Annotated in this window: 9 protein-coding genes; 8 read left to right on the top strand and 1 reads right to left on the bottom strand. The window is 54.7% G+C overall.

Features of this window, described 5'->3' with window-relative positions:
- The first annotated feature begins 51 nt into the window (after positions 1 to 51).
- Together OHL16_RS18745 and OHL16_RS18740 are read left to right on the top strand one after the other, a co-directional pair.
- Complete coding sequence (locus OHL16_RS18745; RefSeq protein ID WP_263368733.1) at positions 52 to 3,615, top strand: carboxypeptidase regulatory-like domain-containing protein; 3,564 nt, start codon at positions 52 to 54, stop codon at positions 3,613 to 3,615.
- 150 nt (positions 3,616 to 3,765) lie between these two features.
- Positions 3,766 to 5,046 (top strand): SGNH/GDSL hydrolase family protein, encoded by a 1,281-nt coding sequence (locus tag OHL16_RS18740; protein WP_263368732.1) that lies wholly within the window; start codon positions 3,766 to 3,768, stop codon positions 5,044 to 5,046.
- A gap of 172 nt (positions 5,047 to 5,218) precedes the next feature.
- Here the strand turns inward: OHL16_RS18740 and OHL16_RS18735 are convergent, their stop codons facing one another.
- Positions 5,219 to 7,093 (bottom strand): hypothetical protein, encoded by a 1,875-nt coding sequence (locus tag OHL16_RS18735; protein WP_263368731.1) that lies wholly within the window; start codon positions 7,091 to 7,093, stop codon positions 5,219 to 5,221.
- A gap of 43 nt (positions 7,094 to 7,136) precedes the next feature.
- Here OHL16_RS18735 and OHL16_RS18730 point away from each other — a divergent pair, with 43 nt between their 5' ends.
- From OHL16_RS18730 to OHL16_RS18705, 6 genes are read left to right on the top strand one after another with little or no spacing between them, the layout of a single operon-like run.
- Positions 7,137 to 8,837: a DUF5597 domain-containing protein gene (locus OHL16_RS18730; protein ID WP_263368730.1), complete on the top strand. Its 1,701-nt coding sequence runs from the start codon at positions 7,137 to 7,139 to the stop codon at positions 8,835 to 8,837.
- Between the two features lie 22 nt (positions 8,838 to 8,859).
- Positions 8,860 to 9,801 carry a 1-phosphofructokinase family hexose kinase gene (locus OHL16_RS18725; RefSeq protein WP_263368804.1) on the top strand — a complete coding sequence of 314 codons (942 nt, stop codon included), beginning with the start codon at positions 8,860 to 8,862 and terminating at the stop codon, positions 9,799 to 9,801.
- Positions 9,798 to 10,853, top strand: coding sequence for a carbohydrate kinase family protein (locus OHL16_RS18720; protein ID WP_263368729.1), 1,056 nt, complete (start codon positions 9,798 to 9,800; stop codon positions 10,851 to 10,853). The genes OHL16_RS18725 and OHL16_RS18720 overlap by 4 nt, the downstream gene beginning before the upstream one ends.
- On the top strand, positions 10,854 to 12,371 hold the full coding sequence (locus OHL16_RS18715) for a sodium:solute symporter family protein (protein ID WP_263368728.1): 1,518 nt from the start codon (positions 10,854 to 10,856) through the stop codon (positions 12,369 to 12,371).
- Positions 12,368 to 12,520: a hypothetical protein gene (locus tag OHL16_RS18710; protein ID WP_263368727.1), complete on the top strand. Its 153-nt coding sequence runs from the start codon at positions 12,368 to 12,370 to the stop codon at positions 12,518 to 12,520. The genes OHL16_RS18715 and OHL16_RS18710 overlap by 4 nt, the downstream gene beginning before the upstream one ends.
- The gene (locus tag OHL16_RS18705; RefSeq protein ID WP_263368726.1) at positions 12,513 to 13,571 is read left to right on the top strand and encodes an amidohydrolase family protein; all 1,059 of its coding nucleotides are present in this window, start codon (positions 12,513 to 12,515) and stop codon (positions 13,569 to 13,571) included. The genes OHL16_RS18710 and OHL16_RS18705 overlap by 8 nt, the downstream gene beginning before the upstream one ends.
- Positions 13,572 to 13,805: the final 234 nt, after the last annotated feature.

Raw genomic sequence — 13,805 nt, 5'->3', positions numbered from 1 at the left:
CAACGTTGCGGGAGGGTTTTTTAGATGCCGAGACATCGGAGCAATGCGTGGTTGCTTATTGTAGCAATCGGTTACTTTTTCCTGGCTGCCGGCCAGTTGTCGGCGCAGGCCAACCGTGCTTCCATCACGGGCACGATCACAGATAGCACGGGTGCGGTCGTTGCAGACGTGGAAGTGATGGCCATGAATGTCGATACCAACATTCCCACCGCGGCAGTGTCGACGGGCAATGGCATCTATGTAATCCCCAACCTTTTCCCCGGGCGATATGCGCTGGAATTCAAAAAGAATGGATTCGAAACACTGAGACGCAGCGCCGTCACGTTGGCGTCGACCCAGGTTGCCCGGATTGATGCCTCCCTCAAAGTGGGCGCTACCTCGGACTCGGTCGAGGTTACCGCTACGACGCCGATTCTGGATCTTGAAAAGCCAACGTTCGGCACCGACATGAACAACGATGTAGTGAACAACCTCCCGCTGAGCATTTATGGTGGCGGGCGTTCGGTAGAAAACTTCGCCGTTGCTTTGACTCCTGGCTATTCCCCAATCAGCAGTCCCTACGGCGCTGTTATCAACGGCGGCCAGTGGTTTGTGAAGGACTACACCATAGACGGAACCTCGGGTACAGGTGACATTCAAGGGAACTCGATGTTGAACGGCCCGAGCATGGAAGCAGTACAAGAATTGCAGGCGCAGACCAGCGGACTGGATGCTCAAAGTGCCATCACCGGCGGGGGTGTCATGTCGTTCAACCTCAAGTCGGGCACCAATCAGCTCCATGGTTCGGGCTTTCTCTATGGCGTTAACGAGTTGCTGAATGCCAATACTTGGAATAACGACAATCAGGGGCTGCCCAAGGACAAAAAGAGGGCGTGGGATTTTGGCGGCAGTCTTGGCGGGCCGATCATCAAGAACAAGACGTTTTTCTTTGGCACTTGGGAGCGCTACAGTCAAATTGATCGTCGCCTCGGAGGATACTCGGGTACGGTTCCAACCGCCCAGTTCCTGAGCGGAAATTTCGGTGCGCTGCTCGGTCCGCAGCTTTGCACCCAAAGCGATGGCAGTGTAGCGCCCGGTTGCGGGGCGGGGACCACACCAGTTACAGTCTTGAACAACGCCGGACAATCCGTTCTGCTCCAGGAAGGGATGATTTTTGATCCGGTGACTGGCAATCAATTCACTGGCAATGCGATTCCCGCCAACCGCATTAGCAGCGTGTCGCAGAAAATCATCGGGATGTATCAGAAGCACTATGCGCCGCAGCGGGCCGACCTCATTGCCAACTCACGCTTTCCGATCGGCAGTCCGAGCCAGACTTCAAACCAGGCTGTCGTCAAGTTGGACCACTTGCTCACCGAACGTGACCGGTTGTCCGGTTCGTGGACTTACAATCGCATCCCGCGAGTTCTGGTCGACAGCGGTGGCCTCTGGGAAGCAGGAACCACCGATGGCGGCCCGTTTTCCACGTCGCGCAACAACTTCTTTCGTTCGCATCAATTCCGAGTGAGCGAGTCACACACATTTTCTCCTACTTTGCTGAATGTGGTGAATCTCACCTACAACTACGACTGGCAAGGAGACCAGACAACTACGCCAGGCGATTGGAATCAACAACTCGGCTTCGGTAATACAGGTTCGAAGAATTTTCCTGGGATCTCGTTTGGAAACGATGTCAACGGCTACAATGAAACCTACATCGGTAACAAATCCCAGGGCGATTTTTCCGGTGCGACGTTTATCGCCGGCGATACCTTGACCTGGACGAAAGGCCGGCATAACATCAGCTTGGGTGGCGATTTTCGCGCCCGCCAAATCAATAGCCACAGCGGTAATGGTGCGCTTTCTTTCGGCTTCGATAACAACGCCACGGGTGCCCCAAGCGCTGGGTACAGCCAGTTTGTGGGATTTGGTTTTGCCAGCTTCCTGCTGGGAGATGTAAGCACAGCAAGCCAGACCACACCCTTCAACCTCTATGGCCGGGCCAAAACCATGTCGCTGTTTGCCCAGGACAGCTACAAGATTACTCCCAAACTCACCCTAAGCGCGGGCCTGCGCTGGGACTATAACTTCCGTTTCCACGAAAAATACGGGCATTGGGCCAACTTTGACTTGAAGGCGATTGATCCTAAGCTGGGGATTCCGGGTGCGCTAGTCTTTGCCAAGGATGGCAGCGATAGCTTCGAAAAGAACGAATACGCCACAAATTTTGGGCCGCACATTGGTTTGGCTTATTCTCCCTGGTCGAAAGTTGTTTTCCGCGGTGCGTTCAGCATGATTTTCAATCCGCCCCCCGTACCCTACTTTACGGGTGTGTTTAATGGCTTTGCACCCGGTTTCCAAGGAACGAACATTGTAGGTACGCCGTTCAATTGGGACAACGGTTATCCCGGCGTCTTTAAGCCAGGCAACAAGAACGTGGATCCGACCACGCTGTTCCCATTAACGTCCGTGGATCCTAGAGCGCTACGTGTAGGCTACAGTGACGCCTTCAATCTTGGCGTGCAATATGAACTGACCCCTACAATGAGGGTGGAAGCCGCGTATGTAGGTAACCGTGGACACCGGCTAAGCGATAGCTCGCTCGCTTACAACGAGGGACCCACTTCGACCATGTTGCGTCTGGCCGCCCAGAATCCGGATCTGAACGGATTCAATCACTATGTGTGCAGCGCGGCTGATGCCGCGAGCTATGGCGTGCAATATCCCTATACCGGATTCTGCGGGCCGCTGCTGTCCGCGATTGCACCCTTCCCGCAGTTGGCGCAGGCGATGTCGAATTACTGGTACTACCCGAATCTGCTGTATGTCGGTCTGCCATCAGGGCAAAGCTATTACGACTCCATGGTTGTCGACGTTGTGAAACACGCAGGCGGCAATCTGACCATGGACACGAGCTACACCTGGTCACGCCAGGAGGGTAACAGCTGGTCTGCTCAGCAAGAGGGTAACGGCTTTTACACAGCAATCCAGGACTTCTCCCACATGGGCCAGGAGGCTCACACAATCACTGGGTATGACATAACCCACGTGGTTAAGGGCTTTGTCACTTACCAGCTCCCATTCGGCAAAGGCCAGTATTGGCTGAAGAATACAAACCGCATTTTGAATGGGATCGTGGGTGGATGGCAGGCAAGCGGAGTAGTTCTATACACCTCCGGCCAGCCTTTCCGGGTGGGTACCCAGAATCCATTGTGGCCGCAATGGGGGAATTTCTACCCGAATTGGAACCTGAACGGTTTCACGGGTCCCAACGATCCCAATAAATTTCCATCGGTCCAAAGTAACTGCCTCGCGAACACTCCCTGTTACATGCCGCAGAGCGTGGTCAGCCAGCCGGCTTTTGGCCAATTGGGCAAAGGACCGATGGCCATCTCTCAACTTCGGTGCCCCGGTGGTGCCCACGAAGACTCCAGCCTGCAGAAGAACTTTTCTGTAGGTCCCGAAGCACGGCTTTCGTTCCGTACTGAGTTCTACAACCTCTTCAATCGCCACAGCTACAGTATCAATGGATGCGGAGGCATTCAGGCTACGATTGGTGCAGCAGATTTCGGCCAAATTTATGGAGTGAATGATCAACCGCGTACCGGACAGTTTGCTGTACGGCTTGATTTCTAACCCCATACCCGGGGCAGCCCGCCAATACGGGCTGCCTCGGACTTTTTGCGATCATCTGCTTACTTTTCTTGTTCTTTGCCAGACGCCCATCAGCAGCCTAAGTTTGCCCAGACACGTGGGTTTGTTGTGACCATGGAGAGAGTGGTGCCTATGAAAACCTGGAAGTGGACTTCTGCTGCAGCTTGGATTGCGCCTCAACTCATTTTCAGTTTCGCGGTCCCGGGGTACGCACAAGATAATTTTTATCTAAAAACCGAAGATCGCGTAGTGTTCTACGGTGACAGCATAACCCAGCAGGCTTACTACCCGGCTTTTATCGAAACCTATGTTGCGACACGTTATCCGTATCTGAATGTGCAGTTCACCGATTCCGGCTGGGCTGGCGACTGGGTGGTGGGTGGAGAGGGGGGCGCCATCGACCAGCGCCTGGCGAGGGATGTGATCGCACACCGACCCACGGTTGTAACGGTGATGCTTGGGATGAACGATGGCAACTATCGGAAGTTCGATCCTGCGCTTTTCGACGGCTATCGCAAGGGTTACCAGCACCTGCTGGACTCATTGCATGCTGGGTTCTCCGACCTCCGAATTACGTTGCTCCAGCCGTCTCCGTTCGACGATGTGACATGGCCGTCTCAATTTGAAGGCGGATACAATGCCGTGCTGCTGCGTTATGGGCAGTTGGTGCGCGAGCTGGCCGAACAGCAACATCTCGGTGTGGTTGACATGAACGCACCCCTGGTGGCGGTGCTACAAAACGCCAATACCATCGATCGCGCGTTAGCTCAAAAGATCATCGACGATAGGATTCACCCCACCGAAGCTGGCCACCTCGTAATGGCAGCCGCGCTGCTAACGACCTGGCACGCTTCGTCAACCGTAAGCGCAGTGGAGATCGATGCGGCGCACGGACGCATCTTCAGAGCGGACAATACACACATATCTGACTTCGACAAGAAGTCGCTTTCTTGGACCCAAGAAGACAAAGCTCTGCCTCTTCCGATCAATTGGCAGGACCCGGTGATGGCCTTGGTGGCCCGCTCTTCCGACTTGGTTAGTAACATGGACCAGGAACCGCTGAAGGTGACCGGGCTGCCAGCCGCGCGATATACGCTCAAGATCGATGGCGAGGAGGTCGGCAATTGGACTAGAGAGGAGCTTGCAGAGGGTGTGAATTTGGCTTGGATTACCACACCGATGCTCCGGCAGGCACTCGATGTATATCGCCTCACCTTGCGGCACTACACGGTTCATCGGGTGCGGTGGCAGGGATTACAAGTTCCTCTATGGCACGAGAACTCGCCGCATGTTCGTGAAGCGATGGACAGATTGGATACGTTGGAAGATGAATTGATCGCTCAGGCGCGCAGCGCATCACAGCCGAAGCCTCATTGCTTTGAACTCGTCGCAAGCATCAGTAGCAAAAAATAGATCTGCGGCTTTGGGGTGTTCATCCAGCGCCCGGATCGGCTTCGGCCCAGATGTGACGACGTTCGAGCACCGCGCATGTGCTAGGAAAGATAGATCACCAACCTGCAAGGAGAAGAGCCATCGCGAGCAAATTATGATTATCAGCACTTGTTAACCAGCCGAATTGTCTCGCTTACTTGCCTGCGAGTGTGAACGTGCCTTTCCACGATACCTGGTAGGCATCGAGATACGCAGCCAAGTCAGAAGCGATTTCAACCTTGTCTCCGGCATGGAAACTTTCCTTGCCGAACAGCTGTGCCGGCAATCGCATGGCAGCTACGTTCTGTACTCTCAGGTTCTTGCCCTGAACGGTGACAACCTGGACACTTGGCTCGTTGACGGTTGCCACCATGCTTGCGCCGACTCGGGCTCGAATTTCTTTGTGTGACGGACCGAGGGTGACCGTCCACTCGGGGCGATCGTCGGGGTGGATTTTTTTGTCTTGATAGTAGGCGTCTTCGATCATGTCCTGTGCGTACAAGCCCAGGTAGATCGCATGCTGATCCCAGGAAATATACAGATCGGCCAAGGGCTTGTCCGAAGCCGGCTCAACGAATCCTCGTTCACGATCCCAGTTCTTCAGAGCGAGAGTCAGCTGGAATTGTCCCAGCGGATCAGACGGTGCGGGCGGTACTCCTAGCGACGCATTTGGTCGATTCAACAATGGGTGTGTCTTACGACTGGTCAACTGTAGTCCAGCGGCCGCCTTGACCAGCGGGTCGTAGGGGCGATCGTGAATGTCGACGAAACCAAAGTTAAAGTTTTCACCGTCGTCGCGGCCGTGAGTTGGTTCGTCGTAATACTGAAACCAGTCAGCGCCCACAACATAGGGAGTTCTCGCCAGCGCGGTCATAGTATTTCGAAAACCGTCAGCGCGTTCCTGCTGCGTTTCTACAAGCGGGTAAACGGTACTGTCGTTTTGATTGCCGCTGCGGTTTTGTCGTGCGGCCATGTAGAACTCGCTCACCAGGATCGGTTTACCGGTCAATGAGTGTAATGTTGTAAGAAAGAATCGCGGAAAGGTGCCATCGTTCCAAGCGGCACTAAGATTGCTTGAGATGATGTCTACATAGGGGGCCGCAGCGCTTGCGACTTCCGGAAAATAAAACGATTGGTATCGATCCCCAAGGACCAGTGCCTGCGGATCATACTTGCGGATGATGTCGTGTACGAGAGAGTAGTAGCGCGCGGCGAGCATGCCAAGAGCGCGTCGCATGGTTGCAATGCCATGACCGCCTGGGCGCAGATAGAGCTGGCCGTGTTGCTCGAGTTCGGGCCAGTTGCCCGCCTTTTCTGGAACAAAATCCGCGCTCAGTTCTTCCCAATTGTTGTGATAGATCTCGTGCAGCAATTGCACTAAACGCCGACGCTGTTCGCTGGTCGCCGGCTGCGCCAAGGTTATTTGGAACAAGGATGCGTTCCACCAGCCCAGTTCGTTATCGCTGAAGTAGCCGATAACCCGTGGGTCGTCACGCAGGGGAACGATTTGCGCACGCGCAGTGTCGTCAATCTTGGCAATGACTTTAGGGTCCCACATGTCGAACCACGGTGCGCCAGAAGTCGAACCAAGGTGTAGAACGGCAACCATTCCCATGTTCATGTTGCTGCACTGCCGTAAGACCTGCAGATCGCTCCAGCCTCCGATCGTTGTTAGCCCCCAGGACTGAAGCCGATCCAACGTAGTTTTTGCCCAACTGTTGCTATCGGGATAATGCTGCCAAGCCGCGTAACCTGGATTCTTGGGGTTATAGGACGCCTGCAAAATCCCTTGGCCCACACAATTGGACCCGAAGGAAAAGAAACGTTCGCCATTGGGCCGGACCAGCCAGTCGATTCCATCCTGCTGGGTGACTGTGAAGCGCGGACGCTCGCCAACATCGTGGGAAGAGGAAGCGTCAGAGTCTGCCGCCGCCCTGACTTGTACGGTCGACAAGGTTAGCCATGCCAATGCACATATCAGAAATGAAATTCGAGTGCGAGAATAGAAATTTTGGGCAAACGTTTTCATGACGCTGTGATACTATCACACGGAACCGTCAATCAGGTGCGAAATGAAAACCAGTTTCCTTCAATTTCGTCTCGCTTCAATGCTCGCGTGGTTCAGCCTTGCTTCCATTCTCTTGCCCGCACAGACTCAGCGTGCCGCAGATCTACTGCCTAAAACTGACAATCGTGATGGATGGCAAATTCCGTCCGGCCAGAATTTGCTTCCCCATTTCGAGGCTGTGGGGAGCCGCAAGGTTCTCTACGTAGACGGGATGCCATTCACCGTCCTGGCAGTCGAGATCCCATGGTGGGATCTCGTTTATGGCAGATATGAGAAAACGTTTGCGAGCTATGACTATCTCTATCCTGCCTCCGAGAAGATGGGACTGAACACGCTGAAAGTGCCGGTCAAGTGGTCGATGGTCGAGCCCAAACAAGGAGCGTTCGATTTCTCTTACGTAGATCACGCCAAGCACATGGCAGAGAAACATCACCTGAAACTGGTCTTGAACTGGTTCGGCCACTATGCCAGCGGCGACGGTACCCTCTACGCGAACCTGGCGGGAGATGTCTACGCTCCGATGTACGTTATTGAAGATGAGAAGACCTACCCCCGCGCCGTAGATGAGGACGGGGTGGCGCACCACAATGTCGCATCCTACGACTACGAACCGATTCTTGCGCGGGAGGTAGCTGCCTTTCGTGCACTGATGCAGCACCTAAAGGAAGTGGATTCTGTGTCGCACACAGTAGTGATGATTCAGGTGGAAAATGAAATTGCGGTATTTGGATGGGACCGGACCAACACCAAACTTTGGCGAGATCATTCACCGGCTTCAAACCAAAAGTTTCGTGAACGGGGTTTTGCGGACGACCTGCACTACAGCGCATGGAATTTAAGCTACAACTGGATTCGTCGTCTTACTGACGCAGGAGCTGACGTATACCCACTTCCATTCTTCTTAAACTTTGTAGGAGGAAATGTCGCCGACTGGATGGTGGGCGGTGCGCCCGGTGAGGATGTGCCCACCTACTTAAAGAATTGCCCTAATTTATCTTTCATCGGAGTGAACTCCTACTTCTGTGGCGAGTGGCGCCCTGACAACAGCTGCGCGAAACCTTCAGAGGCGACCGTCGACGAATTGCGTAAGCCGTTTCTTCGTTACCGCGTCAGCCGCAACCTGCCTGCAATCACTGAAACCAATAGCGGCAACAGTCCAACAGCTTCTCGCCTGGCGTATCTGGCAGTGGGACAATTCGGAGCACCAATTTTCGCGCCGTGGGCGCTCACCGATTCCTATCCTGAGGACTTCCAGCCTTACGTCCTACCCGACGGCACTCTGGCGAACGGAGCATGGATGTTGCGGGATACGTATTCTTCATTATCCAAGGCGCTGGCGCAGATTTCCTATTATGCCGGCTCCGACAAGCTGAAAGTCTTCATGGCGAACTCGCCAGGAGAGTCTTTCTCGCAAACAGAAGAGGTCAACGGATCCAGTGTCGCGGTCTCGGGTGCTCAGAATGGCCAGGCGATCGTGATTCAACTCTCCGATCACGAATTTCTATTTGTGGGTTATCGCGTCAACGTCTCGCTCGAGAATGCAACGTTTCGTTGGCCAATGCTGAAAAACGTCCAAGTAGAACGGGGGCGTTGGTCAGGACAACAATGGGTCACGGAGGGCGAGCCAGCATACTGGATCAATCAAAGCAAGCCAGGTATGATTCTCCAGCTGGACGTTCCACAAGCGGTTCGCGTCTCCTGGTAGCAGCTGTCCATGGACTGTGTCGATGTTCATATGCATAAGCCCCAATCCGGCGATTGACAAGCGCTTGCGAGTGCCGAACCTTACGCTCGGCGCGGTGAATCGCGCCATCGAAGCAAGCCCGGCCCCCGGAGGCAAAGCCGCGCACGTTGCCATGACGCTGCGGACCTTGAAGGCCGATCCGCTGTGGCTGGGTTTCGTTGGCGGCCACAGTGGTGAAATGCTCCTGGATGGGTTGAAGAAACTTGGTATCGATGTCCATGCGATTCCCATTCAGCAGCCAACCCGGATCAACCTGGAGATAATCGCCGATGATGGCACGGTGACGGAAATTCTTGAACCAGGTCCGGCGGTGTCCGTCGCAGAGGTCAAGTCGCTTCAAGGTGCCTGCGATCTAATATTCGCGAAAGGCAAAGAACGCGCCCATGTTGTCTTGTCTGGCAGCCTCCCACCTGGTGTGGACAATGGGTTTTATGCGACCCTCATCCGGCAGGCGCAGGCTGCTTCTTGCAAAGTGCTCCTGGACACCAGCGGTGCCCCGCTCCGCAAGGCGCTCGAACATGGTCTGGATTTTGTAAAACCAAATCGCGATGAAGCAGAATGGCTGATTGGCGCCGCGATCTCGTGCGTGCGATCGGGTGCCGACGCCGTACGGTACTTGCTGGCGAAAGGTGCCAAAAGTGCTGCCGTCAGTCTTGGCAGGGAAGGCTTGGTTTGGTGTCCAGCCAAAGATGCTCCGGTGTATTACGCAACGCCTCCAGTTATTGCGATGCGTTCCGCCGTCGGCTCGGGCGACGCAGTGGTTGCAGCGTTCGCATATTCGATGTCGCTCGGGTTGGCACCGGAAGAAACAATCCGGATCGCGGCAGCCTGCGGAGCGGCAAACTGTCTTGCGGAATCACCGGGATTGTTGAACGCAGCCGATGTATCGAGGCTACGTGATGAAGTTCGCGTGACGATAATTTGATCGATGCAGTAAGCATTAATCGCGATTTGCAGAAAATAGGCATGAAGCCATACGAAAGGGAACGGATGGTAAGCAGGAACGGTGGAGTTGTTGTCATTGGGGAGCTCAACGTCGATTTGGTCGCCAGTGGCCTGGAGACCGTGCCCATCCTCGGCCACGAAATTCTTGCTCAAGGTTTTCAGATCACGCTGGGCAGCGCCTCGGCGATCTTCGCCAGCGGGATTCGGCGATTGGGACACCCGGTTACATTCATCAGCAAGGTAGGTGCCGATGATTTTGGTCGCTACTGCAAGCAGGCGCTCGAAGACCTGAGCATCTCGGTCGACTACGTTCAAGTGAATCGAGCGAGCATGACTGGGGTAACCATCTCCCTCAGTACAAACCAGGATCGAGCTCTCGTCACTTACCTGGGTGCGATTGCCGAATTAAAACTGGAGGAGGTTCCCCTCGGCATATTGAAGGGCCATCGTCACTTGCACATGACTTCACTGTTTCTTCAGCATGCGCTTCGCCCTTCGTTCCCAACTATTTTTCGCGAGGCACGCAAGATGGGGCTCACGACTTCGTTTGATCCGAACTCTGACCCCTCACAGTCCTGGCGGCCGGACATTTGGGACGTAGTTTCGCAGACTGACATCCTGTTCGTGAACGAAACCGAGGCACAGCAGTTGAGCAGGGAAGCGGACGTTGAAAAAGCGCTCGGCTGGCTAGGTGCCAACGCTCCATGCGTCGTCATCAAACGCGGCTCGCTTGGGGCCATGGCAATTCAGCACGGAAAGATCGCATTCGAACCGGGATTCCCAGTACAGGCGATTGACACAACTGGAGCGGGCGATAGCTTCGCCGCCGGATTCATCGATGCTTATATGAGGGGCGGAGATCTTTCCCTCTGTTTGCAGACCGGAAACGCCTGCGGCGCCATGTCCACGCTCCAGGTTGGAGGCACGACTGGACAGCCAACTCAGTCTCAGCTCGCGAATTTTCTCCAAGAGCGAGGTGAGGCGAGTGACACCACGAAAGTCGTTCTAAATTCTCAGGGGCAGGAGTTCTAAATGCACTTCGCCGCCATTGACTGGTGCATCGTCGTCGGCTATCTCATAGTGTCCGTTTTCGTCGGACTCTTGGGGAAAAAATACATCGGCAATGTCGCACACTACCTCGTCGCGGGACGGGAACTAGGCACATATGCGGGTATCGCCACCCTGGCGGCCACCGAGATTGGCACGATCACGTTCATGTACAACGGCGAGCTTGGTTACAAGTACGGTTTTGCTGCCTTTGCTGCCGCGCTGATCTCCGGGATCGTAATGATCATCGTGGGACGAACCGGCCTGGTCATCGCCCGTTTTCGCCAGTTGAAGCTGATGACCGTGCCTGAGTACTTTGAACGCAAGTACAGCCGCGGACTGCGGTTGCTGGCAGGTGTTCTGGTCGCTGTCGGCGGCATCCTGAACATGGGCGTCTTTCTCAAGATTGAAGGCGAATTTCTGACCATTGTCAGCGGCATCGACGTCAGGTATCTGGTTGGCGTGATGACTGCCATCCTCCTGTTGGAACTTTTGTACACGGTCGTCGGTGGCATGGTGGCAGTGGTCATTACCGATTTCATCCAATACGTGCTGCTGTCGGTGGCCACGATTCTGATATCGGTATATGCCGTTTATCACGCCGGTTGGCACAACATTGTCGTAAAAGTCTCATCGACAATGGGAAGCGCAGGTTTCAACCCCGTTCAAAACCCAAAATTCGGCTTCACCTTCCTGATATGGCAAGTTCTGCTCTGGTTCTCAATTCACACCTGTTGGCAGACCACCGCCATGCGAATGTTCTCCACAAAGAGCCCTGACACTTCCAAGCGCGTGATGACCTGGACCGGCTTTATTTATCTGGGCAGAGGGATCCTTCCCATGCTGTGGGGAGCCGCGGCCCTTACACTGTTCGGCGTTGGCGCCCTCAGCAATGGTGTTCCCCTCCCTGTAGTGAATGGGCAAACACTTGCGCCCATTGACGCCATGCCCGCTATGCTGGCGAACATTCTTGGTCCGGGCATTAAGGGGATTGTGGTTGCGGGCATGCTGGCCGCGACGATGTCAGTGAACAGCTCCTACCTGCTTGGTTGGAGTGCCGTGATTTCGCAGGACATCATCCTGCCCATTCGCGAAAAAATGGGCAGACCACCTCTCAGCTCGCGCAGCCAGATCTTCGTTAACCGTCTCGCTAATCTGTTCGTCGGAGTGTTTTTGATGTTCTGGGGCTTGTATTACACGCCACCAGGGGCGGTTTACCTTTACCTGAACATCACAGGGACTATCTATCTCGCGGGTACGTTCATCTGCGTGGTTGGCGGGCTGTACTGGAAACGCGCGAGCACGACAGGCGGGTATCTGGCCATGCTGATGGGAGCTGCCGGCGCCATCATTCCCTTCTTCTTTCTACATTGGAGCGAGAATGTCACAGGCTTTTGCGCATTTGGTCTGGCCGCACTGGGCCTCATCTTTGGTTCGCTGGTCAGTAAAGGCACTCGCGTGGCGGCAAGCCAGGTCCAACCCGCATTCATGGAGGCCGAATGAACGCTTGGCTGGCTTTTTGGACCATTTGGCTGGTAATAGCGGGAGGTTCGTTTTCGGTTATCACCGCAATTGTCGCGGTGAAAGGATATAAGGATCTGCGCACGATGTTCAGCCGGTTGGGCGAACAAGGGACAACGGAAGATGAGTAAACACGCGGAATCTCAAGACAAGTTCATCGCCATGGTGAGCGCCAAGGCAGAGGTCAACCTGCCTCTCGGTGAGTTTCAACCGCGATCCATGCTCGTTACGCCTGTCAACGAGATACAGCAAGCAAAGTTTCCGGCAATCGATTACCACAATCATCTCGATGCACAGGATCCGGCTGCGGTCTTAAAGGTTATGGACGTGTGTGGCATCGAACGTATCGTCAACATCACCATGAAAGTCGGCAGCGAAGCGGTCGCCGTTATCAAGCGCTTTAACGCAGAGGCGCCTGATCGCTTCTCGACCATCGCATGGATGGATTGGACGGACATGCATGCCCCGGGCTTCTTCTCCCGGTCTGTCGATCGCTTGGAGAAGTTGGTGGAGCAGGGCGCTTGTGGCTTGAAGATCTGGAAAGACTTGGGTACTAGCCTCCGGGATTCAGCCGGTGAGATGTTGCAGGTCGACGACGAGCGACTGGCGCCATTGTTTGAGAAGGCAGCGGAACTCAAAGTGCCGATCATGTTTCACACGGCAGACCCGGATGCATTCTTCTTTCCCATTGACGGGGAAAACGAACGGTACGAAGAGCTGGCAGCGCATCCGGAGTGGAGCTTCCATGGTTCGCATTTCAGCAAAGAGCAGCTTCTGCGGCAGAGGGACAAGGTATTTGCGCGGCATCCCCGAACAACATTCGTTGCCGCTCACGTGGCGGAACGCTCGGAAAAGCTTTCCTATGTGAGTGAGCTGCTCAACCAGCATCCCAACCTTTATGTGGATATCGGTGCACGTGCAGCAGAGCTGGGCCGCCAGCCTTATACTGCGCGCGACTTCTTTCTGAAGCACGCTGATCGCATTCTGTTTGGAACCGACCTGGTGCCTGAGCCAAACATGTATCGCTTGCATTTTCGCTTTCTTGAGACCGCGGATGAGTATTTTGAATACCCCTCGCACGCCTCCCGGCAGGGTCGCTGGCAAATCTATGGATTGTTCTTGCCAGATGACGTTTTGAGACTTGTCTATCGAGAAAATGCACTGCGCTTGCTGCCCCAATAGCACCATTGGGCGCTGGTCGGCAAGCCATTTGCGCAGGTCTTTGGCGACGAACTCCGGGCCATTATCCGAACGGATATTGTTCCGGAACTCCCTTCCACACCATGACAGTTCGGCATTGCGGTTCGGCAAGGAGCTGGCGTATTCAGGATGGACATTCCTCGAGTTCTCGGAGATGAGACCAACGAGTTACCGCCCTCGATACGTACCTTGCTTGGGGAACTATGGAACGATTTC

This window comes from Edaphobacter bradus (assembly GCF_025685645.1).
Lineage (GTDB): Bacteria > Acidobacteriota > Terriglobia > Terriglobales > Acidobacteriaceae > Edaphobacter > Edaphobacter bradus.
This window is presented reverse-complemented; position numbering and strand designations above follow the sequence as displayed.

Excerpts from the sequence above, each read along its gene's own strand:
- OHL16_RS18740 (WP_263368732.1), top strand. The coding sequence starts at position 3,766 with ATGAAAACCTGGAAGTGGACTTCTGCTGCAGCTTGGATTGCGCCTCAA.
- OHL16_RS18735 (WP_263368731.1), bottom strand. The coding sequence starts at position 7,093 with ATGAAAACGTTTGCCCAAAATTTCTATTCTCGCACTCGAATTTCATTT.
- OHL16_RS18730 (WP_263368730.1), top strand. The coding sequence starts at position 7,137 with ATGAAAACCAGTTTCCTTCAATTTCGTCTCGCTTCAATGCTCGCGTGG.
- OHL16_RS18725 (WP_263368804.1), top strand. The coding sequence starts at position 8,860 with ATGTTCATATGCATAAGCCCCAATCCGGCGATTGACAAGCGCTTGCGA.
- OHL16_RS18715 (WP_263368728.1), top strand. The coding sequence starts at position 10,854 with ATGCACTTCGCCGCCATTGACTGGTGCATCGTCGTCGGCTATCTCATA.
- OHL16_RS18710 (WP_263368727.1), top strand. The coding sequence starts at position 12,368 with ATGAACGCTTGGCTGGCTTTTTGGACCATTTGGCTGGTAATAGCGGGA.
- OHL16_RS18705 (WP_263368726.1), top strand. The coding sequence starts at position 12,513 with ATGAGTAAACACGCGGAATCTCAAGACAAGTTCATCGCCATGGTGAGC.